Origin of the sequence: Pseudomonas rhodesiae (assembly GCF_013285305.1) — a bacterium.
GTDB classification, from domain to species: domain Bacteria; phylum Pseudomonadota; class Gammaproteobacteria; order Pseudomonadales; family Pseudomonadaceae; genus Aquipseudomonas; species Aquipseudomonas rhodesiae.
Map to the genome: position 1 here is coordinate 3,766,846 of NZ_CP054205.1, position 24,667 is coordinate 3,791,512.

At 61.9% G+C, this 24,667-nt stretch carries 16 protein-coding genes; 7 read left to right on the plus strand and 9 right to left on the minus strand.

Annotated features, from left to right (window positions below; all coding sequences use genetic code 11):
• Nucleotides 1-177: 177 nt before the first annotated feature.
• On the plus strand, nucleotides 178-681 hold the full coding sequence (locus HRH33_RS16990; protein ID WP_167417751.1) for a peptidylprolyl isomerase: 504 nt from the start codon (nucleotides 178-180) through the stop codon (nucleotides 679-681).
• On the plus strand, nucleotides 678-1,427 hold the full coding sequence (lpxH, locus tag HRH33_RS16995; protein ID WP_034138614.1) for a UDP-2,3-diacylglucosamine diphosphatase: 750 nt from the start codon (nucleotides 678-680) through the stop codon (nucleotides 1,425-1,427). The genes HRH33_RS16990 and lpxH overlap by 4 nt, the downstream gene beginning before the upstream one ends.
• A 79-nt stretch (nucleotides 1,428-1,506) precedes the next feature.
• Here the strand turns inward: lpxH and HRH33_RS17000 are convergent, their stop codons facing one another.
• The 7 genes from HRH33_RS17000 to HRH33_RS17030 all read right to left on the minus strand — a co-directional run bounded on the left by HRH33_RS17000 (nucleotide 1,507) and on the right by HRH33_RS17030 (nucleotide 12,622).
• On the minus strand, nucleotides 1,507-3,036 hold the full coding sequence (locus HRH33_RS17000; RefSeq protein ID WP_034098778.1) for a DHA2 family efflux MFS transporter permease subunit: 1,530 nt from the start codon (nucleotides 3,034-3,036) through the stop codon (nucleotides 1,507-1,509).
• The gene (locus tag HRH33_RS17005; RefSeq protein ID WP_034098786.1) at nucleotides 3,036-4,238 is read right to left on the minus strand and encodes an HlyD/EmrA/EmrK family protein; all 1,203 of its coding nucleotides are present in this window, start codon (nucleotides 4,236-4,238) and stop codon (nucleotides 3,036-3,038) included. Before HRH33_RS17005 ends, HRH33_RS17000 begins: the two co-directional genes overlap by 1 nt.
• A gap of 15 nt (nucleotides 4,239-4,253) precedes the next feature.
• A complete protein-coding gene (locus HRH33_RS17010) occupies nucleotides 4,254-5,705 on the minus strand; it encodes an efflux transporter outer membrane subunit (RefSeq protein WP_034098788.1) in 1,452 nt (483 codons plus the stop codon).
• Nucleotides 5,702-6,175 (minus strand): MarR family winged helix-turn-helix transcriptional regulator, encoded by a 474-nt coding sequence (locus HRH33_RS17015; protein ID WP_034138617.1) that lies wholly within the window; start codon nucleotides 6,173-6,175, stop codon nucleotides 5,702-5,704. The genes HRH33_RS17010 and HRH33_RS17015 overlap by 4 nt, the downstream gene beginning before the upstream one ends.
• Before the next feature lie 333 nt (nucleotides 6,176-6,508).
• Nucleotides 6,509-10,180 carry a translocation/assembly module TamB domain-containing protein gene (locus tag HRH33_RS17020; RefSeq protein ID WP_173603530.1) on the minus strand — a complete coding sequence of 1,224 codons (3,672 nt, stop codon included), beginning with the start codon at nucleotides 10,178-10,180 and terminating at the stop codon, nucleotides 6,509-6,511.
• On the minus strand, nucleotides 10,180-11,907 hold the full coding sequence (locus HRH33_RS17025; RefSeq protein ID WP_167417748.1) for an autotransporter assembly complex protein TamA: 1,728 nt from the start codon (nucleotides 11,905-11,907) through the stop codon (nucleotides 10,180-10,182). The genes HRH33_RS17020 and HRH33_RS17025 overlap by 1 nt, the downstream gene beginning before the upstream one ends.
• 64 nt (nucleotides 11,908-11,971) lie before the next feature.
• On the minus strand, nucleotides 11,972-12,622 hold the full coding sequence (locus HRH33_RS17030; RefSeq protein ID WP_034098795.1) for a GNAT family N-acetyltransferase: 651 nt from the start codon (nucleotides 12,620-12,622) through the stop codon (nucleotides 11,972-11,974).
• 170 nt (nucleotides 12,623-12,792) lie between these two features.
• Between HRH33_RS17030 and xthA the strand changes: the two genes are divergently transcribed.
• Entirely contained in the window at nucleotides 12,793-13,605 is an 813-nt protein-coding gene (xthA, locus tag HRH33_RS17035; RefSeq protein ID WP_034138620.1) for an exodeoxyribonuclease III, read from the plus strand.
• Between the two features lie 110 nt (nucleotides 13,606-13,715).
• Nucleotides 13,716-15,050, plus strand: a complete 1,335-nt coding sequence (locus HRH33_RS17040) for a substrate-binding domain-containing protein (protein ID WP_167417747.1) — start codon at nucleotides 13,716-13,718, stop codon at nucleotides 15,048-15,050.
• A gap of 118 nt (nucleotides 15,051-15,168) precedes the next feature.
• On the opposite strand, the gene HRH33_RS17045 is transcribed toward HRH33_RS17040, so the two are convergent.
• Complete coding sequence (locus HRH33_RS17045; protein WP_034114234.1) at nucleotides 15,169-16,398, minus strand: acyl-CoA dehydrogenase; 1,230 nt, start codon at nucleotides 16,396-16,398, stop codon at nucleotides 15,169-15,171.
• A gap of 151 nt (nucleotides 16,399-16,549) precedes the next feature.
• On the opposite strand from HRH33_RS17045, the gene HRH33_RS17050 reads away from it, so the two are divergent.
• The 3 genes from HRH33_RS17050 to HRH33_RS17060 all read left to right on the plus strand — a co-directional run bounded on the left by HRH33_RS17050 (nucleotide 16,550) and on the right by HRH33_RS17060 (nucleotide 18,929).
• On the plus strand, nucleotides 16,550-17,485 hold the full coding sequence (locus HRH33_RS17050) for a LysR family transcriptional regulator (protein WP_034098802.1): 936 nt from the start codon (nucleotides 16,550-16,552) through the stop codon (nucleotides 17,483-17,485).
• A gap of 135 nt (nucleotides 17,486-17,620) precedes the next feature.
• Nucleotides 17,621-18,013, plus strand: a complete 393-nt coding sequence (locus tag HRH33_RS17055) for a MerR family transcriptional regulator (RefSeq protein WP_034098804.1) — start codon at nucleotides 17,621-17,623, stop codon at nucleotides 18,011-18,013.
• A gap of 16 nt (nucleotides 18,014-18,029) precedes the next feature.
• Nucleotides 18,030-18,929, plus strand: a complete 900-nt coding sequence (locus HRH33_RS17060) for a hydroxymethylglutaryl-CoA lyase (RefSeq protein WP_123479698.1) — start codon at nucleotides 18,030-18,032, stop codon at nucleotides 18,927-18,929.
• Nucleotides 18,930-19,478: 549 nt separating this feature from the next.
• Here HRH33_RS17060 and HRH33_RS17065 read toward each other — a convergent pair.
• Entirely contained in the window at nucleotides 19,479-24,662 is a 5,184-nt protein-coding gene (locus HRH33_RS17065) for an NEL-type E3 ubiquitin ligase domain-containing protein (RefSeq protein ID WP_173603531.1), read from the minus strand.
• Nucleotides 24,663-24,667: the final 5 nt, after the last annotated feature.

The window sequence follows — 24,667 nt, forward strand, 5'->3', positions numbered from 1 at the left end:
GTCAAGCCGCTGACAGAGCGTGGCCCAAAACTGCTGCATTTAATGCACGGGCGGTAAAAAACCACCTCGAAATTCCCGCCGGGCACGCTAAACTGCGCGCCTTGGCCGCCGTTTAGCCAGACAGGTCAGGCGCTCTGCGCGCCCAAGCCCACGAATTCCCTGAAAAGAGTAGTGCACATGACTCAAGTCAAATTGACCACCAACCACGGTGACATCGTCATCGAGCTGAACGCCGAGAAAGCGCCGATCACCGTCGCCAACTTCATCGAATACGTTAAAGCCGGCCACTACGAAAACACCGTTTTCCACCGTGTCATCGGCAACTTCATGATCCAGGGCGGCGGTTTCGAGCCAGGCATGAAAGAAAAGAAAGACAAGCGCCCAAGCATCCAGAACGAAGCGGACAACGGCCTCTCCAACGACAAGTACACCGTCGCCATGGCCCGTACCATGGAGCCGCATTCGGCCTCCGCGCAGTTCTTCATCAACGTGGCCGACAACACCTTCCTCAACCACAGCGGCAAGAACGTGCAGGGCTGGGGTTATGCGGTGTTCGGTAAAGTCACCGAAGGCACCGATGTAGTCGACAAGATCAAAGGCGTGTCCACCACCTCCAAGGCCGGCCATCAGGACGTGCCTGCAGACGACGTGATCATCGAGAAAGCCGAGATCGTTGGGTGATATTGCTGATTTCAGATTTGCATCTGGAAGAGGAGCGCCCGGACATCACCCGGGCGTTTCTGGATCTGCTCCACGGCCGCGCCCGTGGTGCCCAGGCGTTGTACATTCTGGGGGACTTCTTCGAAGCCTGGATTGGCGACGATGGGATGACCGAATTCCAACGCTCGATTTGCGCGCACCTGCGTGAACTGAGCGACAGCGGCACCGCGATTTTCATCATGCACGGCAACCGCGATTTCTTGCTCGGCAAGGCGTTCTGCAAAGCCGCCGGCGCCACCCTGCTTAAAGACCCGAGCGTGGTGCAACTGCACGGTGAGCCCGTGCTGCTGATGCACGGCGACAGCCTGTGCACCCGCGACCTTGGCTATATGAAGTTGCGGCGCATCCTGCGCAACCCCATTGTGCTGTTTATCCTGCGCCATCTGCCCTTGGGCAGCCGCCACAAGCTGGCGCGTAAGCTGCGCAGCGAGAGCCGGGCGCAAACGCGCATGAAGGCCAATGACATTGTGGATGTCACCCCCGAGGAAGTGCCGCGGGTCATGCAGCACTTCGGCGTGCGCACACTCGTGCACGGCCATACCCACCGCCCGGCGATCCACAAGCTGCAGATCGGCGACCAGGCTGCCCGGCGCATTGTGCTCGGGGATTGGGACAAGCAGGGTTGGGCGTTGCAGGTGGATGAGCAAGGCTTTCAGTTGGCGGCGTTTGACTTCGTCAACCCGCAACTCGCATTGCCTGGCGCCTGATCCTCAAACCCACTGATAGAGATCAAAATGTGGGGGGCAAGCCCCCTCCCACAATTGATTGCATTTGAGTCTTTGCCAATCAGTGGCCGGACGCTTCCGGCCCTGCCTTGGCACCAAACGGCGGCTTGGCCAGCCACACCAGCAACATCAACGCCATGAACATCCAGCCCAGCAACGTGAAGTAATCCACGGTGGACATCATGTACGCCTGGCTGGTGAGGATGTGATCCAACTGCGTATAAGCCTTCTGCCCCGCTCCGCCCAGCGCCTGTAGGGCATCGCGGGTGGCCGAGTCATAGGGCGTCATGCTTTCGCTCATGTACGCATGGTGCTGGTCGGCGCGGCGGATCCAGATCCAAGTGGTCAGCGACGCCGCAAAGCTACCGCCCAGGGTACGCAGGAACGTGGCGAGCCCGGCACCGTCGGCGATCTGCTGCGGAGGCAGGTCGGACATCAGGATGCTCAGGGTCGGCATGAAGAACAATGCCACGCCGATCCCCATAAACAGTTGCACCAGGGCGATATGGGTAAAGTCCACTTCATTGGTGAAGCCCGCGCGCATAAAGCAGCTCAGGCCAATCGCCAGGAACGCCAGGCCCGCCAGCAGACGCAAGTCGAACTTGTGCGCGTACTTGCCCACGAACGGCGACATCAGCACCGGCAGAATACCGATCGGCGCCACCGCCAGCCCGGCCCAGGTGGCGGTGTAGCCCATCTGGGTCTGCAACCACTGCGGCAGGATCAGGTTGATGCCGAAGAAACCGGCATAGCCGAGGATCAACACGATGGTGCCAATGCGGAAGTTACGGTAAGCGAACAGCCGCAGGTTGACCACCGGATGCTCGTCGGTCATTTCCCAGATCACAAACACCGCCAGGGCAATCGCCGAGATCGCCGCACCGATAATGATGAAATTAGATTCGAACCAATCCAGGTCATTGCCCTTGTCGAGGATGATCTGCAACGCGCCAACCCCGACGATCAAGCTGAGCAACCCGACGTAATCCATGGGTTGGTAACTGGTGTGCACCGGGCGTTTCTTCAACTGCGAGCGCACCACCATCACCGCAAAGATGCCGATGGGTACGTTGATAAAGAAGATCCACGGCCAACTGTAACTGTCAGTGATCCAACCGCCGAGGATCGGCCCGGCAATCGGCGCCACCACCGTGACCATCGCCAGCAGCGCCAGGGCCATGCCGCGCTTGGCCGGCGGGTACACCGCGATCAGCAGCGTCTGGGTCATCGGGTACAACGGCCCGGCCACCAGGCCTTGCAGTACCCGAAACCCGATCAATTCGGGCATCGAGGTGGAAATCCCGCAGAGGAACGACGCCAATACAAACAACATGGTCGCCCACAGGAACAGCTTCACCTCGCCAAAGCGTCGGCTCAACCAACCGGTGAGCGGCAAGGCAATCGCGTTGCTCACCGCAAACGAGGTGATCACCCAGGTGCCCTGCTCCGAACTCACGCCCAGGTTGCCGGAGATAGTCGGCAACGCCACGTTGGCGATGGTGGTGTCGAGCACCTGCATAAAGGTCGCCAGCGACAGGCCAATAGTGGCCATCAACAGGCTGGGCGGCGTGAACGAGGCTTCCTTGCTCATCAGCGTTGCGCAGCCTTGGGAGCGGCGACGCTGTTGGCATGGATCAGTTGCGTGATCATGGCATCGGCCTCGGCCAGTTGCTGGTCATACACCGTGGTGGTGAACGACGCCTTCTGCGGCGGTTGTTGCGCCAGCACCGGGCCGCTCTGGTCATGCAGGTCGACATTGACCACCGTGCTCAAGCCCACGCGCAGCGGGTGCTTGGCCAGTTCTTCGGCGTTGATGTGGATGCGTACCGGAACACGCTGCACGATTTTGATCCAGTTACCGGTGGCGTTCTGCGCCGGCAGCAAGGCGAATGCGCTGCCGGTTCCGGCGCCGAGGCTGTCGACGGTGCCGCTGTATTTAACGTCGCTGCCGTAGATGTCCGACTCAATGTCCACCGGCTGGCCGATACGCATATCGCGCAGTTGGGTTTCCTTGAAGTTGGCGTCGATCCACAGCTGGTCCAGTGGGATCACCGCCATCAACGCCGTGCCTGGTTGCACGCGCTGGCCCAATTGCACGCTGCGCTTGGCCACGTAGCCGGTGACCGGCGCGATCAAGGTGCTGCGCGCGTTGGTCAGGTAAGCCTGGCGCAGTTGCGCGGCGGCGGCCTGCACGTCGGGGTGCGAGCTGATCACCGTGTCGTCCACCAGGGCGTTGGTGGTTTTGAGTTGCTGTTCAAGGTTGGTCAGGGCGTTCTTGGCTGCGGTCAGGCTGTCACGGGCGTGGGACAGTTCTTCCTGGGAAATCGCCCCGCCCTGGGCCAGGGTCTTACGGCGGTTGTAGTTGTCCTGAGCAGTCTGCACGTCGGCTTTCTGCGCATTGACCTGGGCTTTCATGCCGTCAACGTTGCTGTACAAGCCACGTACCTGGCGCACGGTGCGCGCCAAATTGGCCTGGGCACTTTGCAGGCCGACAGCGGCGTCGTTCGGGTCGAAATTGACCAGCACCTGGCCGGCATGCACCAGGTCGCCATCATCGGCGCCGATGCTAACCACGGTGCCGGTGACCAGCGGGGTGATTTCCACCACGTTGCCATTCACATAGGCATCGTCGGTGCTTTCATTGAAGCGCCCGTACAGTTCGTACCAACCCCACACGCCGACCACGCCCAGGATGACGATCAAGGCGAGGCCGATCAGCATGACTTTGCGCTTGCGCGGGTTGTTGTTGGTGTTCGGTTGCGGTGTGGCGTTGGAGTGTTCGGCAGTGGCCATAACAAATACCTCGAATTATTCCGTGCGGGTGGCAGGGGTGGTCGACGCGACATTACTGGCGCTGTAACCGCCGCCCAGGGCCTGCATCAATTGGATCGACAGGGTGATTTGCCCGGCATTGAGGGTCGCCAGCTGACGCTGGGCCTGCAGCAGTTGCTGCTCGATGCTGAGCACGTCCAGGTAGCTGCCGATGCCGGAGCCGTAGCGCTGGACCACCGTGTCGTAGGACTGCTGGGCAATGTCCGTAGCGTGTTGCTGGGCCTGGATCTGCCGGCCGGTGTCGCGCAGTTGCGACAAGGTGTTGCCGATATCGCCCAGGGCTTGCACCAGGGTTTTGTTGTATTGCGCCACGGCCAGGTCGTAGTCAGCGTCGCGGGCGTCAAGGTCGGCACGCAGGCGGCCGCCGTCGAAGATCGGCAACGAGACCGTCGGCGCAATATTGAAGAAGCGGCTGGCCGAACCGAACATCGCATCGCCCAGCAACGACTCGGCGCCGGCGCTGGCGCTGAGATTGAGGTTGGGGTAGAAGCGGGTTTTGCTCGCATCGATATTGCGACCCGCCGCCTCCACGCGCCAGCGCGCGGCGATCAGATCGGGGCGCCGGCCCAGCAGCTCGGCGGGCAGCACCGCAGGCACCGCCACAGCGGCGGGCTTGAGCACGGCCGGACGTGCCAGTTCGCCGCCACGGTCCGGGCCTTTACCGAGCAACACCGCCAGGGCGATCTTGGCGCTCTGCAGTTGTTTTTGCGCATCGATCAACTGCGACTCGGAACTCGCCGCCAGGCTTTCGGTTTGCTGGTACTGGTAGTGGCTGTCGATGCCCGAATCCAGGCGACGCTGGCTCAGTTCGAGCATCTGCCGGGTGCGCTTGAGGTCTTCTTCGGCGAGGTCACGCACGATATGGGCCTGGCCCAGATCGCTGTAGGCCTTGGCCACATCGGCGGCCAGGGTCAGGCGCGCGGCCTGTTGATCGACTTGGGCGGCACGCGCCTGGCCCAACGCGGCCTCCCAGGCGGCGCGCTGGCCACCCCAGAGGTCAAAGGTGTAATTGAAGCTGGCGCCGATGTTGCGCACCGTCGAGTAGGCATCGCCCTCCCCGCGCGGGTCCTGGTCTTTGGCCAGGCGCGAACGGCTCACACCGGCACTGGCATCCAGGGTCGGCATGCGCGCGGCGTCGGCGGCGTAGGCAGCCGCTTGAGCCTGATGCGCACGGGCGCTGGCTACTTGCATATCTGGGCTGTTTTGCAGGGCTTCGTTGATCAGGCCGTCGAGCTGCGGGTCGCCGAGGCTTTTCCACCAATCGGCGCTCGGCCAGGCAGCGCTGGAGAGGGTCACCCCACTCAAGGACTTGCCGGTTTGCAACGTATTGGCATCGAGGCGCTGGCCCTGGGTGTCGAGGCCGCTGTAGTTGGCGCAGCCGGCCATGCTCATGGCCATGAGCACCAGGCATAGGGCGCGTGTGTTCATGCTTTACCTACCCGCTGCAGGGTGATGGGGTCACCTGCGGCTATCAGAATTTTCTTGAGGATGCTTTCCAGGGTTTCCAGCTCGCCAGGTTCGAGCACACCAGCCAGCTGATTCAGCGCAGCGGCGCCGATGTGCGGCAGCATGTCCGCCAAGCGCTGGCCGTCGGCGGTGAGGACCAGTTGCACCTGGCGCCGGTCCTGTTCGGAGCGCTGCCGGCACAGCAAGCCTTTCTGCTCCAGGCGATCGAGCATGCGCGTCATCGAGCCGCTATCCAGGGACAGGTTGCGGCATAGCTCCGCCGGGGTGTCGACACCGAACTGGGCCATGATGATCAACACCTTGAACTGCGCGGCGGTGATGCCGTGGGGTTCCATATGGGTGTCGATGATGCGGTCCTTGAGGATCGCGGCGCGGCCCAGCAACAGGCCAAGGTGGCAGTTGTGGAAGTTGTCAGGGGTGAAGTGCGGCATAGAAAGTCACCTTATTACTGCCTAGGCAGTGAATGTGTGACGAGATATTACTGCCTAGGCAGCGAAAGTCAAATGGAATAGTTAGGTTGCTTGGTAGTTTGGCGATGGGTGGGTGAAAGACAGACTTAATGTGTAAGGGGGCTTGCTGTGGTGAGCGGGCTTGCCGTGGTGAGCGGGCTTGCCCCGCGCTGGGCTGCGAAGCGGCCCCATTCCACGCGATGTGGTTTAGCTGATACACCGAGGCGCCTGGGTTTGGGTCTGCTTCGCAGCCCAGCGCGGGGCAAGCCCGCTCACCACAGCAAGCTCCCTCTCACATTTCTATCCCCGTTGGGTTTAGAAATCGCGCTTGTAGAAGATATCCAAGGAACTGGCCACGCCGCTGGCCACTTCCAGGTAGACCTTTTTGCTCAGCAGGTAGCGCAAGGCGATGGTGTTGGCCGGTTCGAATACGCCAACCCCATAGCGCAGGCTGAGTTTCTCGGTGATTTTGCCGCTGGCGACCACGGCGGTGTTGTTGCCGCTGCCTTGGGTGTCGAGGTCGAAGTCGCGGATGCCGAGCTTGTTGGCGATGTCCGAGGTCACCCCGGCGCTGCCCATCAGGCCCAGGCCCAGGGCGGCTTGGGCGAGCATATTGTTGTCTTCGCCGGTGGTGCTCAGCGGACGCCCCAGCACCAGATAGGACAGCGCCTGTTCCTGGCTCATGGCCGGTTCCGAGAAGATCTGCGTCGTAGGTTGCTCGGCGCTACCGCTCAGGCGGATACCGGCGGTCACGTCGTCGGTCTTGCGGATCGCCTCGATGTCCAGGTACGGCTGGTCCAGCGGCCCGGCGAACAGTAGGCGTGCACGCCGCACGTCGAGCTTCTGCCCATAGGCGCGGTAGCGGCCGTCGTTGAGCCACAGCTCGCCCCGGGTGTCCAGGTTATCGCCGATATGCACCTGGCCCTGCACCTTGGCGGTAAGGCCAAAGCCGGAGAAATTCAGCCGGTCTTCACCCACCACCACGTCGATATCCATGGCCATGGCCATCGGCGGCTTGCCCTCCTCGGTCTGGCTGCCAATGATCACCGTGTCATCCGACACCTTGACCGTCGACGGCGGCAGTTCACGCACGGTGATATCGCCGCGCGGAATCTGCACCTTGCCGGCGATGGCCAGCCGGTCGTTCTTGAGGCTGATCGTCAAGTCGGGCGCCACTTCCAGCTCGGCATAGGGTTCGACGGTGACCGGCAGTTGCGCGCCTTGCAGGTGCAGGTCCACCGCCAGGGCCTGGCCCCAGTCGATCTGCCCCTTGAGGCTGCCCTGCCCGGCTTTACCGCTGCGCCAGCCGCCATTCAACTGCACACTTTCACCGGCAATCAGCGCCTGCACGTTCAGCCCTTCGAGGCTGATGGGCAGTTCGGGTCCGGACACTTCGCCGCCCACCAGGTTGACGCTGCCGTTGACCTGCGGTGCCAGCAGGCCACCGCTGATGCGGCCGTTGCCGTTGAGCTTGCCGCTGAGTTTTTCCACCATTGGCACGAATGGCCGCGCCACGGCCAGATCCAGCCCCATGAGGCTGAACTGGCCGGTGATCGGCTTGTTTTTCGGCAATGGATTGATCTGCGCCTGCAACAGCAACTCACCGAGTTTGCCGCCATGGAAGTTCAGCTGCGTGTCGATGCGCCGGGGGTTGAGGGTGGTTTCCAGCTTGAGGGTGTCGTAGGGAAAGTCCAACCACTGGGCCTTGTCCTTGACGCGCAAGGTGCCACCGCTGGCATCCACCGACACCACCCCTTTGGGGCCACTGGCGGGCAGGTCCAGTTGCAGGTCGGCGTTGAGTCGGCCCTGCCAGGCGAAATCCTTGGGCAAAAACGCCGCCAGGCTGTCGATGGGGAACTGCTTGAGGTGGTAGCGCAACTTCGGCTCGGGCATCAGCCGCTGGTCTTCGCCGCACAGGCTCGAGGCTCCGGAGACCCAGCAGTGCGCCGCAAATGTCAGTCGGCCATCGGCCAGGCGTTCGATTTTGGCCGGGGCCTGGAGCCGCCAGTCCTGGCCACCGGCCTGCACATCGCCGCTGGCCAGACGCCCGCGCCAGTTGCCCTTATCTAGAGTACCGTCCAGGGCCAGAGCCAATTTGACCAGGGGCCCGGCCAGGTCGAGCTGGACCTTTTGCTGGCGGATGTCGCCCTGGGCGCTGGCGGTAAGCGTGCCGACCTGGGTGTCACCGCTCTGGATGCCGCTGCCCTTGAGGTCGATTTTCGCGCGCTGGGCGCTATCCAACCTGGCATCGAGGCTGAGGGTTTGCAGGCGGTTGTCGGCGAACGCCAGTTGCTGGCCCTTGAGGCCGAGCTTGCCCTGGGGCGCCTTGAGCGTACCCGCCACGTCGAGCCGGCCGTTGATTTGACCGCGCAACTGCGGCCACAACTGGGCCAGGCGTGCGAGCTTGATATCGATCTGCCCGGCCAGACGCTGCTGCAGGCTGCCGCTGCCCTGGATGCGGTTGTCGCCCAGGCGCAAGTCGAGATTGGCCAGGGTCCACTGCTCGCCGGCGCCATCGGCCTTGGCCGCCAGCACGGCGGTTTGCCCGCGCAGGCGGCCTTTGAGGTCGAGGTCGGCGTTGAGTTTGAGCTGCTCGTTCTTGAATTCGCCCTTGCTGCGTAGCGGGCCGGCCAGGGTGCCGGGCAACTCCGCCACCCAGTACGCAGGGTTCAGCGCCGACAGGTCCAGCGCAGTGTCCCAGGCGATGCCATCGGCGAATTGCAGGTTCAAGTGACCTTCGGCCTTGCCCTGGCCGGCGCTCAGTTTCAGCTCCGGCAGGAACACCTGCGTAAGGTCGCCGCTGAACGGCGTGACCACCGAAAATGGGCCGGCCGGGCCATCGAGGTCGGCCGTGAGGTTGCCGAGGTAATTACCATCTTTATAAGCAACCTCGCCATTGAATGTACGTAACGTCACCTGGGGCTCGTCGATCAGCGGGTACAGGCGATGCCACGGGAAATCCAGCCAGGCGATTTTGGCATCGGCGCTGAAGCCTTGCTGCCAGTCCAGGTTGGCGCTGAGTTTCAGGCTTTGTTTGTCGCCGGCATTTACGTCCAGGCCGGCGATCTGCGCGCCTTTGGCGTCTACTTTGCCTTGCAGCAACAGATCGACCGGGCCTTTTTCCGCCGGCAACACGGCCTTGCCTTGCAGTTGGTAGCCACGGCTCAAGTCGCCCTTGGCGGTAAGGTCCAGTTGATTGAGCTGCAGGGTGTCGGGCAAATCAGCGCTGGGCTTGAAGCCATCGGCGGTGATGTGTAATTGGGCAGGCAGGTTTTCCGCCAGGGGTTGCAGTTCGCCGCTGAGCTTGGCCGGCAGGTAGCCGCTGCTGTCGGCGTCGAGTTTGAGGGTTTTGAGCAGGTCGCCGTCGACCTTCAGCGCCACTGTCCACGGCGCACCGCCGGGTGCGTAAGGCAGGCTCAGGTTGCCGCTGGCGGTCAACGGCCAATCACCGCTGGGCTGCAACAAGCCGCTCAGGTCCAGCACCAGATCATCGCGCTGCAAGTGCACGGCGTCGATCTGCATGCCCGCCGCCGTCCGGTGCGCCGCCAGTTGCAGGCCCTTGAGCTCCTCGCTGCCGTTGAACAACAGGCGACCGACGCGAACCTCGCCCAATTGCAGGGCTACCGGTAGTTTCAAGTCCGGCAGTTGGATCGGCCCGCTGCTCTCGTCGCCACTGGGGGGAAATTGCAGGCTGACCTGTTCCACCTCCAGTCGGTCGATGCACAAGGTCATGCGCAGCAAGCAAGCCGGCGACCAGGCAAACGTCGGCGCCTGGAGTTCGACGCGGCTGCTGCCCTGCTCCCAGAGCAGATGGTCGGCGCGCCATTGGCCGCCCAAACGGCCCTGGAAATTCTCCACGCTCAACCCCGGCACACGCGCCAGCGCCCAACGGCTGCCTGCCTGGGTGCCGAGTATCGCCCAACCCGTCAGCACCCCTATGGCGAGGACGGCCACCACGGCCAGCCCGGCTATTTTCACCCCACGCATCACAACTCAGGCCCCATGGAAAAGTGCAAACGAACGCCGCCCGGATCTTCCAGGGCATGGGCCAGGTCCAGACGAATCGGCCCGACCGGCGAGACCCAGCGGATGCCGACGCCGACGCCGGTCTTCAGGCTGGGCAGCTCCAGATTGTTGAAGGAGTTGCCCTGGTCGATAAAGGTCGCGATCCGCCATTTTTCGGCGATGGAATATTGATACTCGGCACTCAGCGCCACCATGTAGCGCCCACCGATGCGATCGCCGCGGTCGTTTTCGGGGGACAACGTCTGGTACTCGTAGCCGCGCACGCTTTGGTCGCCACCGGCAAAAAAACGCAGCGACGGCGGCACTGATTTATAGCCATTGGTGGCACTGCCGCCCACTTGGGCACGGGCGAGGAAGCGATGGTTGTCCCACAGGGTGGTCAGGCCTTTGACCATCGCCGTGCCGTACAGCAAATTGGTGTCTGAACCCAGCCCTTCCTTGGCCACCTTGGTGTCCAATTGCAGGCGATAGCCATGGTGCGGGTCGATGCGATTGTCACTGCGCAGGTAGGAATAACTGACGCCCGGCATCAACAGGTTGCTCAGACCCGAATCGTCACCCAGGCGGTACTCTTCGCGCTGCCATTTGAGCGAGATCACCCGCGTCCAACCGCTGGGTAGCTTGCTGTGCCATTCCGGGCCGAGGGTGAGCAATTTACTCAGGGTGTCGGTGTTGGCGATTTCTTCGTTCTGGTAGCCGCCAGCAAAGCGCAGTTTGTCGGTGAGCGGCGGGTCGAGGGGAATGTCGTACCACAGGCCGACGTTCTGCCGCGGCGCCGACAGCTCGGCTTCCCAGCCATAGCTATGGCCCTGAGGGTTGACCCAATGTCGCGTCCAGTTGGCTTTGCCGCGCGGGCCGACGTCGGTGGAGTAACCCAGGCCCAGGCCCATGGTGCGCGGCTTGCGTGTGTCCAACTGCACGGCCACCGGGATCACGTCATTGGTGGCGGCGGCGGGCGCGGCGTCCACGCGCACGCCTTCGAAAAACCCGCTGGCCTGCAAGTTCTGGTTGAGTTCGGCAATAAGCTCGGAGTCGTACGGATCGCCGCTTTTGAACGGCACCATGCGGTGCAGCAGGTCTTCGTCGAACGGCGTATCGCCGGCAAAACTGACCTTGCCGAGGGTGTAGCGCGGGCCGCTGTCATACACCAGTTCGATATCGGCGACGCCGGCCTGGGGGTCCACCGCGAGGGTCTGCCGGGTAAAGCGCCCGCTGAAAAAGCCGTAGCGCGAGGCCTGGTTCTGGATCAGACGCTTGGCGTCTTCGTAATGACCGTGGTTGAGAATGGCGCCGGATTTAAGGTCGTCGCTGGCGGGTATGCGAAACGCTTTGAGGTTCGCCGCCGGGCCGTCGACCCGAATGGTCACATCACGCAAGTGCACCGGTTCGCCAGGGTCGATGTTGAGGATCAGGCGCGGGTTCTTGCCTCCCTGCACGTCGCTGTCGATGCGCGGTTGATAAAAGCCCAGCGCCTGGGCGGCTTTGCGCGCCTGCTCCTCGGCGCCACGGCTGAACCGCAGCAGGGCCTCTTCATCACGATCGCCAACGCCGCCGATATAGCCTTCGATATTGGCTTTCAACGCGTCGTTGGCGGGTTTGATGCGCACGTCCAATTCGCTTTGTGCCAGCGCGCCGCAGCTTGTAAACAGCAGAATGAAGCTGCTGGTGAATCTTCCTGGAAACTTCATAGGCGCGGATGCTACACGAGCGGGCGAGAAACGTAGAACTCGGAAAGTTCTGAAAAAATCTGCATCACGCCGTGGCGGCCTGCAATACCTGAGGGTTGGGGTGAAAAAAAACATGCTCCAACACCGGCCCCACTGCCACTTCACCGATTTCCTCATAACCCTGGCGTTTATAAAACTCCAGGTAACGCGAATTGCCCGTGTCGAGCACCACGCCGGACGAATGCGGGTCTTCGGCGCACCAGTTATGCACCGCCTGCAACAACTGCTCACCGTAATGCTTGCCCTGGAACTGCGGATGAATCCCCAGCAGCGGCAGCATATGCACCGACTCGCTGGGCAAGCACGCCAGCACGGCATGGTGATAATCCAGATAACGCCGCGTGCCGCGCACCCCGGTGCTCAGCCACATGCGCAATTGCCAGGCCCAGCTCTCGGTGATTCCCAGGCGCCGTTGCGGGGGCGCGATCAGCGCGATGCCGATCAGACGGTCATTCACAAACAGGCCAATGGCCGGCAGCTTCTGGAAGAAGTGCTGCTTGACCAGCTCACGCACGGTGGCGCGCACCCGCTGTTCATAGCCAGGACGCTCGGCCTCAAAGATGTAGGCGAATGTCGGTTCGTGGCGGTAAGCCTGGTACAACAGGGAACGGGCTTCGCGGGAATAGCCGCTGTTGAGCACACGGATGTCGGCGATGGCAGTCGAAGTCTCAGGCATACAGTCAATCTCAGTGGGCGCCACTCAAAGGATGGCGTTCTTATGGGTACGAACCTACGCAGCACCAGTCGTTCCCAGACATTAGCAGCGCATCTGCCCTACCGCCACGCTGGCCCCCGTCTGACTTGTCGGCTAGCATCGCCCTTTTTGCCAAGACCGGACTGCCGACCATGAAAATCGTCTCCTTCAATATCAACGGGCTGCGCGCCCGCCCTCATCAGTTGGCGGCGCTGATTGAAAAGCATCAACCGGATGTGATCGGCCTGCAGGAAACCAAGGTCCACGACGACCAGTTCCCCCTCGCTGAAGTGCAAGCCCTTGGGTATCACGTGTATTACCACGGTCAGAAAGGCCACTACGGCGTGGCCCTGCTCTCGCGTCAGCCAGCGTTGAGCGTGCATAAAGGCTTTGCCAGCGATGAAGAAGACGCCCAGCGCCGCTTTATCTGGGGCACCTTTGCCGACGAGAACGGCCAGCCGGTCACCATCATGAATGGCTACTTCCCCCAAGGCGAAAGCCGCGACCACCCCACCAAATTTCCGGCCAAGCAGCGCTTCTACGAAGACCTGCAGCAATTGCTGGAAAGCCAGTTCAGCAATGACCAGGCACTGGTGGTGATGGGCGACGTGAATATTTCCCCGGAAGACTGCGACATCGGTATCGGCGCCGACAACGCCAAACGTTGGCTCAAGACCGGCAAATGCAGCTTTCTGCCCGAGGAGCGCGAGTGGATGGCGCGCCTGAAAAACTGGGGCCTGGTGGACAGTTTCCGGCACCTGAATCCGGACGTGACCGACCGTTTCAGCTGGTTCGACTACCGCAGCCGCGGCTTTGAAGATGAGCCCAAGCGCGGCCTGCGCATCGACGTGATCATGGCCTCCACGGGCTTGCTGCATCGGGTCAAGGATGCGGGGGTGGATTACGAATTGCGTGGTTTGGAAAAACCCTCGGACCATGCGCCGATCTGGCTTGAATTGAGCTGACGGGTTGTCGGGGCTCGATCAGATGTGGGCGTGGCCGCCAGTCAGTCATATTTATGCAACCTGACTGACTTAATCTCGCGGCACTCCCTTTGGCTTGAGAAGGTGCCGGCATGACGCTGCGCGTTCTGTTCCTGTTGTGTTGCCTATTGCCCCTCGCCGCCGTGGCCGTCCCCCTGCCCGCCCCCGATCATGGTCCGGCGTTGCGCATCCAAGGCTCCAACACCATTGGCGCGGCATTGGGCCCGGCACTGGTCAAGGGGTTGATGGCGCAGCAGGGTTTGCAAGACGTACACAGCGAGCCGGCCGACGGAGCCAATGAACAGCGGATCGTCGGCAAAACGCGCCAAGGCAAGACGGTGACCGTCGAGGTGGCGGCCCATGGTTCCAGCACCGGTTTTGCAGCGCTTAAAAAAACCAGCGCGGACTTGGCCGCCTCGTCCCGACCCATCAAGGACAGCGAACTGGTGGACCTCGAACCCCTGGGCGACCTGAAAAGCCCAGACGCCGAACAGGTGATCGCCATCGATGGCCTGGCCATCATCCTTAACCCACGCAACCCGCTAACGACGTTGAACACCGTGCAACTGGCGCAGATCTTCAACGGCGAGATCAGCACCTGGGAGGCGTTGGGCGGGGTCGGCGGGCCGATCCATGTGTATGCGCGGGATGATCAGTCGGGCACCTACGACACCTTCAAAGAGCTGGTGCTGCGCCTGCGCGGTAAGCCGTTGGTGGCGAGCGCCCAGCGTTTCGAATCCAGCGAGCAGTTGTCCGACGCGGTCAGCGGCGATCCCCAAGGCATCGGCTTTATCGGCCTGCCCTACGTGCGCCAGGCCAAGGCGGTGGCGGTTGTCGACGGGGATTCGCAACCGATGCTGCCGTTGAACAGCCTGATCGCCACCGAGGATTACCCGCTGTCACGCCGTTTGTACTTTTACTTGCCACCGTCGAACCGCAACCCCTGGGCCGATGCGCTGGTGGACTTTACCCAGAGCCCCAAGGGCCAGGCGATTGTGGCGGCCAACGGCTTTATCGCGCAGCAGGTGCAAGCCATGGCCGTGACACCGCGCCCCACGATGCCCGACGACTACCAGGCAATAGCCCGCGACGCCCAGCGCTTGAGCGTGAATTTTCGCTTCGAAGAAGGCAGCGCCAGCCTCGACAGCAAGGCACGCCAGGACCTGCAACGGGTGGTGGCGTACCTGAAAAGTCACGGCAAGCTCAATAAGCAGGTCACGCTAGTGGGCTTTGGCGACGCCAAGAATGACCCGCAACGCGCAGCATTACTGTCCAAGCTGCGTGCCATGGCGGTGCGGCGCGAGCTGGTTCGCAGCGGCGTGGTGCTGCGCGATATCCGTGGGTTCGGGGCGCAGATGCCGGTAGCGGCGAATACGGCGGATGAGGGGCGGATCAAGAATCGGCGGGTGGAGGTGTGGGTGTATTGAGGCTTGGGTGTTGGGTTGCTGGCACTGGCCTTATCGGGGGCAAGCCCCCTCCCACACTGACTGGAAGCACACGATCACAGGTGGGAGGGGGCTTGCCCCCGATGCAGGCGCCGCGTTCTTACTGCCCGCCGCGCATCAACTCCCGAGGCACGTACTTGCCGATCTCGAACTTGCCGATCGCCGCGCGGTGCACTTCGTCCGGGCCGTCGGCCAGGCGCAGGGTGCGCTGCATGGCGTACATGTAGGCCAAGGGGAAGTCGTTGGACACCCCGGCACCGCCGTGGATCTGGATCGCGCGGTCGATCACCTTCAGGGCGACGTTCGGCGCCACCACTTTGATCTGGGCGATTTCGCTTTTCGCCACTTTGTTACCCACGGTGTCCATCATGTACGCCGCCTTCAGGGTCAGCAGGCGCGCCATGTCGATTTCCATGCGTGAGTCGGCGATCTTGTCGATATTGCCGCCCAACCGCGCCAACGGTTTGCCGAATGCGGTACGGCTGACCGAGCGCTTGCACATCAATTCCAGCGCGCGCTCGGCCATGCCGATCGAGCGCATGCAGTGGTGGATACGGCCCGGGCCAAGGCGCCCCTGGGCTATCTCGAAGCCACGCCCTTCACCCAACAACACGTTTTCGTAAGGTACGCGCACGTTGTCGAACAGCACTTCGGCATGGCCGTGGGGCGCGTCGTCGTAACCGAACACCGGCAGCGGCCGCAGGATTTTCACCCCGGGGGTGTCCACCGGCACTAGGATCATCGAATGCTGCTGGTGACGCGGCGCATCGGGGTTGCTCAGGCCCATAAAGATCAGGATCTTGCAGCGTGGATCGCAGGCGCCGGAAGTCCACCATTTCTTGCCGTTGATCACCCACTCGTCGCCCTGGCGTTCGGCGCGGGCGGCCATGTTGGTGGCGTCCGAGGAAGCCACGTCCGGTTCGGTCATGGCGAATGCCGAGCGGATCTCGCCGCGCAGCAGTGGTTCGAGCCAGCGCTGTTTCTGTTCGGCATTGGCGTAGCGCACCAGCACTTCCATATTGCCGGTATCCGGCGCCGAGCAGTTGAACGGCTCCGGCCCCAGCAGCGAACGGCCCATGATTTCCGCCAGGGGCGCGTATTCGAGGTTGGTCAGGCCAGCGCCCAGTTCGGACTCGGGCAAGAACAAATTCCACAGGCCCTCGGCTTTAGCTTTGGCTTTGAGTTCTTCCATGATCGCAGTGGGCTGCCAACGGTCGCCTTCGCTGACCTGGCGTTCAAACACCGGCTCGGCGGGGTAAACGTAAGCGTCCATGAACGCAGTGACGCGTTCACGCAGTTCCTGAACCTTGGGCGAATAGGCGAAATCCATGAGCAGCTCCCTTCTTGGAGAGGTTGTTTAGGTCATGCAATCGATGCTAGAACAGCGTTGATAATTTACCTAGCCTATTCTCGGCGTGTATTAACATTCATCACCGATATATGATCGGCGTATGAACACCTAACAATAAGAGCGCAACGAAATGAATCTGAGCAAGGTCGACCTCAACCTCTTCATCGTCTTTGACGCGATCTACACCGAAGCCAACCTGACCCGCGCCGGGCAGATTGTCGGCATCACCCAACCGGCGGTGTCCAACGCTCTGGCCCGCCTGCGCGAGACCTTCAACGACCCGCTGTTCGTGCGCACCGCCCAAGGCATGGTGCCCACGCCGATGGCGCAGAACATCATCGGCCCGGTGCGCAATGCGCTGTCGCTGCTGCGGGTGTCGGTGCAGGAAAGCCGCATCTTCAACCCGCAACAGGCGGCCAAAACCTACCGCATCAGCATGACCGACCTTACCGAGGCGGTGATCCTGCCGCCGCTGTTCCAGCGCCTGCGCCGCCTGGCGCCCACGGTGGTGATCGAGAGTTTCCTGTCCAAGCGCCGCGAAACCACCAAGGAACTGGCCGCCGGGCGCCTGGACTTTGCCGTGGACGCGCCGCTCAATACCGACCCGCAGGTGCGTCACGTCAAGCTGATGGAGGACCGCTACGTCTGCGCCATGCGCAAGGGCCACCCGATGGCGGGCAAGGACAAATTCACCTTGGACGACTACCTGTCGCTGACCCATATCCATATCTCCAGCCGTCGCAATGGTCTGGGCCACGTCGACCTGGCGCTGGGCAAAATGGGCATCCAGCGCAAGATCGCCCTGCGCTCCCAGCATTACCTGATGGCCTCGCAAGTGCTGCAGCAGACCGACATGGTGATGACCGTGCCCGAGCGCTTTGCCCGACGCCATGAACTGCACTGGTTCAACTTGCCGGTCAACGACGTACCGCCGGTGGAAACCCACTTGTACTGGCACGAAAGCACCGACCAAGACCCGGCCAACCGCTGGATGCGCGAGCAGATGATCGAGCTGTGCCAACAAGTCACCGCCCACGAAAAGAAGCTCGACAAACAACAAGCTTGAGCGCCCCTCCCGTGCAATGGACTACCAAGGAGCCCTTTGTGGGAGGGGGCTCGCCCCCGATGGTCCGCGCAGCGGACCTTGACGTTCACGTCAACCTACCTTTAGCTTAGCGCCAGAACTTTCTTGAGCGCCGCCATGAGCACTACCTACAGTATTTCCGACCTCGCCCGCGAGCTGGATATCACCACCCGCGCCATTCGTTTCTATGAAGAACAGGGCCTGCTGGCCCCTGAGCGGCGTGGCCAGGAGCGCATTTACAGCGCGCGGGACAAGGTCAGCCTCAAGCTGATCCTGCGCGGCAAGCGCATCGGCTTTTCCCTGGCCGAGTGCCGCGAATTGATCGAACTCTATGACCCCAGCAGCGGCAACCACATCCAGCTCAACAGCATGCTGGCCAAGATCGCCGAGCGCCGTGAGCAGTTGGAACAGCAACTGCTGGATATCGAACAGATGAAGCTGGAACTGGACACCGCCGAAGAGCGTTGCACCCAGGCCCTGGCCCAAACCATGCGCCAGGCCGGCGATTGATCAGAAGGTGACCGCCATGACCCTCCCCTCCCACGTCCGCCTGGTTGAAGTCGGCCCGCGCGACGGTTTGCAGAACGAAGCCAACCCCATCAGCGTCGCGGACAAGGTTCAATTGGTCGACGCCCTCAGCGCCGCCGGCTTGAGCTATATCGAAGTCGGCAGTTTTGTTTCGCCCAAGTGGGTGCCGCAAATGGCCGGCTCCGCCGAAGTGTTCGCCCAGATCCAGCGCAAACCCGGCGTGACCTATGGCGCATTGGCACCGAACCTGCGCGGTTTCGAAGACGCGCTGGCCGCCGGGGTCAAGGAAGTGGCGGTGTTCGCGGCCGCGTCCGAGGCGTTTTCCCAGCGCAATATCAACTGTTCCATCAGCGAAAGCCTGGAACGTTTCGCGCCCATCATGGCCGCAGCCCAGCAACACGGAGTCAGTGTGCGCGGCTATGTGTCCTGTGTATTGGGCTGCCCCTATGAAGGCGAGATCGCCGCCGAACAGGTGGCGGTAGTGGCGCGGGAGTTGTATGCCATGGGCTGTTATGAAGTGTCGTTGGGCGACACTATCGGCACCGGCACGGCGGGCGCCACCCGCCGCCTGTTTGAAGTGGTCGGCGCGCAGGTGCCACGGGACAAGTTGGCCGGGCATTTCCACGACACCTATGGCCAGGCCATCGCCAACGTGTACGCCGGGCTGCTGGAAGGCATCCAGGTGTTCGACAGCTCTATTGCCGGGCTTGGCGGCTGCCCGTATGCCAAGGGCGCCAGCGGTAACGTCGCGACCGAAGACGTGCTGTACCTGCTCAATGGCCTGGGCATTCACACCGGGGTCGACTTGGACGCCTTGATCCTCGCAGGCCGGCAGATCATTCAGGTGCTGGGGCGCCCCAGCGGTTCGCGGGTGGCCAAGGCGCGTAACGCTGTGTGAGTAGCACGCCTGTGACAATGTGTTACCCAAGCCCTACACATCGAGTAACACGGGAACATATTTTGTCGTATTTGCCCTCGGTCATTTCCTACATAAAAATCAACTCATTGATTTTAAAGACATTTTAAAAGTTGGCACGGCTTCTGCTATCTCTATGGCATAACAAGAATAAAAAGCGCCAAACCTAATAAAAATAAGACGAAACGACTCTGACATAACAAAAACAACACGGCAGAGACGCAGCTAACAGATTTTTTTGGAGAAGATGTGCTTCGCAGGGTACGGCGTGCCGAGACCCGCAACCGGATAGAGAAAAATAAAACTACCTTCAGGTAGCTATCCACTGGTTGGATCGCTTGCGAAGAAGCAGATCAGCGCTCAAAAAAATACGTTTGCTCTTGATCCCGGATGGGGATCGCCAAAAACAGCGGTAAAGGGTAACGGTTGCCAAAAACAACAATAGACCGCCCCTCAATAATAAAAAAAGAGCAGGCAACGCACATTAAAGGGGACCTTCGGGTCCCCTTCGTGTTGTGGGCGTTCGGCTCCTCACACCGATGTGCCTTCGCTGGCCATGAAATTGTTCAGCACCTTTCGAGTCAGACGCTGCAATGCCTGTGTTTGCTCTTGCTGTCGCGCCGCCGCCAGTTGCTTGAGTTCCCCGTCGAAGAACGCACTGGGCATGGCGCCATCGACCAGAATGTCGTCTTTGCTTTTGCCCAACAGGCGCGCCAGCCTGTCGACCGCCGCATCATGACGGCTCAGCCAGTCCGCTTGCGCCGCCAGGTCCGCCCCCGTGTCTTGCTCGCCTTGCACATCCGAAAGCTCGAACAACGCCGAGCTTTTTTCCTCGATCAATTCAATACCCGGGCCCATCAATGCCTGGAGCTCCTGCGGGTATCGGCTGCGCAGGTGTTTCTCCCAGAATTCACGTCCCACGAAAAAAGCGCTCTCGTCAGCGGTAACACTTTCGTTCCTGAGCACTTGCCGATAAGCACTGTCGAGGGCTTGCTGGCTCACATTGGCCTGCTGGGGAAACAGCATTTCACGGGTGTTTATCGGCAGCCCCAGCCTGTCCGCCAGCCCGATCCGGTAGGCCAGGATCACTTCGACCTGCTCGGTAAAACCCGGCCCGCGGGAAGCAACGTCCTGTTCAGCCACGGCGTCCACCAGCGTTAGACGGAACAACTGGCGGGCGATGCTGATCAGTGAGCCTTCGCTGTCCGCTTCCCCCGCCTGCTCAAGCGCCTTCAACGCCAACAGCTCACTCTCAAGGTTCATGAACTCCACCGTACTGCCATCCCCGCAGGTGACACGATCATCGGCGATGCCAAACAGCGACTCGCGAATGGCCTGGCTTTGACTGGCGGCCTCCAACAAGTCCCACACCCGCTGGGTCAATGCGGCGCGGGTGACCGGCGAGGCGTATTCGGCGCTACGGGTAGTGTCAGCCAGGACCGTGAACAGGGCGGCCGAATCAGGGCAAGCCTTCACGTCGTCCCACAGCCGGGCGCGGTGCGTCTGTGCGGCGGCAGGCACCTCTCGCAACCACAGGGTCCGAGCCTCGTCCAACGTGACGTGGTCGGCCCACTGCGCCGGATCCACCGGCGCCTCCAGGCCAAGGCGTTCGCGGGTGGCCGCCGACAGCGGGTTCTCGTGCACGTTGATCCGGTCCAAGTGCTGATACGCATAGTCGGGCAAGGTTGTGATCTGGTTCGAGTGCAGGTCGATCCTGGCCAAGGACGTCAATTGCTCGGCCCCAATCGGAAAGGTCGTGGTGCCGGTGTCGGCCAGATAAAGTTGATTGAGGCTGCGCATGCCCCGCAGATCGGCGGTCCAGCCCAAGCGGCGATTGTCGGACAGATCGAGGATTTTCAGGTCTCGCATCCCTTCGAGGCGCGCACGACTGGCGTCGGTCAGTTGCAGGTCATTGCGACTCAGGTTGAGCTTGGTCAGCCCCGCCCCGCCATGGGTGAACTCCGGCAGTTGCGTGAGGTTGTTTTCGCGCATATTCAGCCAGCGCAGGCGGCCGAATGCGTTGAGAAAGGGGAGCGACTCGTCCGACAGCCCCATTCGGCCTAAATCCAGGCTGCCCACATGATCCATATTCGCCGTTATCGGCGGCAGTTCACCCACCAGTTCGTCCGATAGATCCAGAATGTGGCCAATCGGTGTTTGATCCGCCGCATACGCTTGCGGCGACTGGCGCTGCCACGCGGCCATAATCGTCCCCGCGACCCTGCGACGAATTTGGCTGTGGCCCGGCTCTGCGTCCTGATGCCAGGCGTCCAGCGTCTGCTTCAGCTGGTTGTATTCCTCTTCGAGGCTGCTGAGGCGGGCTAGAACCTGGGCATCAGTCAAACCTTGAAGCCCATACAGGGCTTCGACTTCTTCAAGTGACTTCGACGGGTACAGATACATGGCTTTCATGGTGCAGATAAACGGCCGCCGCCCCGCGCCGCCCACCGGGCTAAGCGGGTACCCAAACCGCCCGTCCGCCAGGCGCATAGGCGACTTGAACCCCGGTTTGATGGCTTGCAAGCCAAGGGCCTGGCGCGTGGCCTCTTCGCTCAAGGGCTGTTGTGCGAGCTGCTCCTTCAACGCCTGGGTGGAGGCTTTCAGTTGCCGCCAATCCGTGCGCCCGCTGTAACCCACCCGCCAGAGCGCGGTGTAGAACGCATCTTTGTCCGAGCGCCAATACTCCAGATCATCGGGACCGCTGAACAGCTTCCACTCGTTGAGGCTGATGCGCACGAGGCGTAACTGCCTGGGCGCGTCAGCACGCCCGACACGGTCCAATAATTCACCGTCATAGGTGTTAGCGCGTAACTCAAGACCCACGCCGTCAAGACGACCCGGCAGCGTCGCCAGCTTGTGCAGCGCCAGACGCACACTGTCCGGGGTGAGTTCGTTATCGAACAACAGATCGGTATGGGCGCGCAGGGCTCGGACCTTCTGCCCATAGCGGCGCGCCTCTTCAGCCAGACGCAACGGCACACGGGAGGTTTCGCCCATACGCGACAACTCCTGGTCGGTGGCGTGGGCCAGCAGGTCTTCGGCAATCAGTTTGGGCAAGCCTGGAAAGTCGCGCTGGAGCAGTTGCACATTCGCCTCACTGGACACGTCCCCGGCCGCGATTTCAAGGCCAAACAACCTGGCTTTGCTGTCCTGCGCCAACTCGCGCAATCGGTCGCGGTAACGCAGCGCCCTCGCCTGGGGTGTGCGCTGCTCGCTCATCATGCGTTCAACCAAGCGATCCGCGTACGCCTTATCGGCGGCCGTCGCCAGAAAGTCGGAATCAATTCTGCCGGTCAGCATCAGTTCATAACGCAGCGCTCGCTCGACGGCCGGCTCGTCCAACAGGTGCCGGATCTGCTCTTCGCTCAATTGGCTCAGCAGCGACGGCAGAATCACGCCATCCCGGGTCGCCGCTTGGGCCAGATCGAGCTTGACCACCTGACTGCGTTGGGCGACAGCGGCCGAACGCCAGACGATATCGCCGTCGGCATCCAAGGCGACCAGCACCCTGGCTTCAGGCCACTTGCCGCTGTCGAGCAACAACCTCATTTGCAAGTTCCAGTCGACACGCCCAAAGACGGCAGGGTCGGTACTGCTCAGGCGGTCAATGAAGCCTTGGTAGCGACGGGCAGATTCGAAGCGCCGCAGCGCTTCTCTGAACAGCGGCGGCGGCAATTGCTGATCGACGTAAACCCGGCGCAATTGCTCATCCGTGACCCCACTCAGCGCTCGGACGTGCTCCAATTGAGCGTCGCTGAAAGCGTCGACGCTGGGGCCGAGACGTCGCAACAGGGTCTTGCGATCCCACGTCAGGGGTTGTTCGAATTCATGCACCCAGGCACCCGCCCCGTTGTGGCGTACCCTGGGCCAGTAACGGGCGTCGCCATCGGGGTGGACGAGCCTGAATTCTCCCTCGGCGATGGCTTGCACCTTGTAGTGACCGCCGTGGGTCGACGGCAGGTACGTGGCGCCTTGATGCTCATACAAGCCCAGGCTGTTCGGCTTCAGCTCAGCGGGTAGGCTGATCGAGTGGGTGTACCGCGTCGGATCGAAGTCAAATAAACGGCTGCGCCCGCCGAAGTCGACATGCACCAAACGCTTGATAAAAGCGGTCTCTTTGAACGCTGCCAGCGCGGCGGGCACCGCCAGCCCCGCCAAGTTCAGACCCACCGCCGAGAAGTGCGCCCAGACCGCGCGCGCATCGCCCTCGGACCACGCCTGTATGCCTTCTGCCACGTCGTCGACCATTTGCACCGCCGCAACTATCAGCATCACTTCGCCAAGGTACGGCACCACAAATGCCGCCACGTTCAGCACATCCAGTATTTTTTTGCCCCACGACCACAGCCAGGCTTTCTCCGCATGGTCCGTAGCCTCTTGCGTGGACACGGCGCTCGCCTGAGCGTTTTCCATGATCGAGCGAACCCGCTGTTGCGCGCTGTCGATCCACACGTCACGCCAAGGCGGTGCGTAGGTGCCCTGGCGGTGAAGCCGGGCTTTGAGCGCCGGGTCGAAATCCTGCGTGGCGGTGTAAACCTCGTCGGGGTCCAGTAGTGCCTTGAGCTTGGTAAAAAACACTTCTTGCCGGGAAAGCGGGACGAACTGGCTGAAGAAGGTACGGTAGTCAGCACGGCACAGGCGCGTGGTCAGGTGGTCGACGAAGGCGGTGAGGTTGTCGTAAGCCTTGAGCGGGTGCAGCGGATCGCCGGGGATGTAGACCATGCACGGTCGCGGCAGGACCGTGGCATTTCGCAGATGGGGCTGCCACACCACCGGCCCGATGATCAGCACCTGCTCGATCACGACCGTGCACAACTGCAAGGGCGAAAAGCTGACGTCATCCTCTGCCCATGTGTGCCCGGTCTGTTGAATCAGAATCGCCTGGATCAAGCGATGGTCCTGGGGCTGGATATGGCCCTGCATCAGGGCAATTTCGGCGGCCAATTCCAACTGATTGCGGTGCGCGGTGATCAACGTGCTGTACAGCTTGCCGGTCAGGGCGCCGGGGGGCTTGGCCAGAATCGGGGCATTGATGATGCCGCGCACATGCTCGTAGTAGGACTGCCCCAGGTCCAGCGTCCGGCACAGGGCGGCAAATTCGTGGGCTTTGATCGACAGTTTGAACGACTTGACACTCGCAGGTGCATGCTTCTTTGCGCTGGAATATTGGTGGAAGTTATAGCGGGTGATCAAACGACAATCCAAGCAGATCGGCTTGCTTGCGTCGTCCTCGGTGAAATTCATCAAGGCCGCTTCAAGCAGGCTGACGCCCTTGTAGAAATACAGCGGCGACGACGCTGACGACACGGTGGTGGTCGACAGTTCTTCCGAATCGGTGCTGCACGATCTCTGCTCCATCTTGCGCGCGTAGAACACGCTCGTGACGTCGAGGCGCAGGCCGAACTTCTCTTCAATGGCCGCCACCAGCAAGGGTTCGGCATAGTCGGCGGGGCTTTTGAGTTGGCTGAACCATTGATCCAGCTGGTTTAACGACGTCCGGCTGCGGTCGTGGACCGCCTTCAATCGGTTTTTCGCTGTTGAGTCGGCGTTGGTGTACCAGGACGGGATAACCAGCTTGAGGTTGGCCAATTCGGTCTTGCGCGCTGCCAGCGCATCGGTATACCAAGCGGGGGTGTTGTCCTGAATGGGCCCCACATGGGGGCTTGGCTCATCGACATCGGGCAGGGCAAGCGGATCAGTGAGCAGATCGGTCATGGGCA

Coding starts and splice junctions, on each gene's coding strand:
- HRH33_RS16990 (WP_167417751.1), top strand. CDS start 178: ATGACTCAAGTCAAATTGACCACCAACCACGGTGACATCGTCATCGAG.
- HRH33_RS17000 (WP_034098778.1), bottom strand. CDS start 3,036: ATGAGCAAGGAAGCCTCGTTCACGCCGCCCAGCCTGTTGATGGCCACT.
- HRH33_RS17005 (WP_034098786.1), bottom strand. CDS start 4,238: ATGGCCACTGCCGAACACTCCAACGCCACACCGCAACCGAACACCAAC.
- HRH33_RS17010 (WP_034098788.1), bottom strand. CDS start 5,705: ATGAACACACGCGCCCTATGCCTGGTGCTCATGGCCATGAGCATGGCC.
- HRH33_RS17015 (WP_034138617.1), bottom strand. CDS start 6,175: ATGCCGCACTTCACCCCTGACAACTTCCACAACTGCCACCTTGGCCTG.
- HRH33_RS17020 (WP_173603530.1), bottom strand. CDS start 10,180: ATGCGTGGGGTGAAAATAGCCGGGCTGGCCGTGGTGGCCGTCCTCGCC.
- HRH33_RS17025 (WP_167417748.1), bottom strand. CDS start 11,907: ATGAAGTTTCCAGGAAGATTCACCAGCAGCTTCATTCTGCTGTTTACA.
- HRH33_RS17030 (WP_034098795.1), bottom strand. CDS start 12,622: ATGCCTGAGACTTCGACTGCCATCGCCGACATCCGTGTGCTCAACAGC.
- xthA (WP_034138620.1), top strand. CDS start 12,793: ATGAAAATCGTCTCCTTCAATATCAACGGGCTGCGCGCCCGCCCTCAT.
- HRH33_RS17040 (WP_167417747.1), top strand. CDS start 13,716: ATGACGCTGCGCGTTCTGTTCCTGTTGTGTTGCCTATTGCCCCTCGCC.
- HRH33_RS17045 (WP_034114234.1), bottom strand. CDS start 16,398: ATGGATTTCGCCTATTCGCCCAAGGTTCAGGAACTGCGTGAACGCGTC.
- HRH33_RS17050 (WP_034098802.1), top strand. CDS start 16,550: ATGAATCTGAGCAAGGTCGACCTCAACCTCTTCATCGTCTTTGACGCG.
- HRH33_RS17055 (WP_034098804.1), top strand. CDS start 17,621: ATGAGCACTACCTACAGTATTTCCGACCTCGCCCGCGAGCTGGATATC.
- HRH33_RS17060 (WP_123479698.1), top strand. CDS start 18,030: ATGACCCTCCCCTCCCACGTCCGCCTGGTTGAAGTCGGCCCGCGCGAC.
- HRH33_RS17065 (WP_173603531.1), bottom strand. CDS start 24,662: ATGACCGATCTGCTCACTGATCCGCTTGCCCTGCCCGATGTCGATGAG.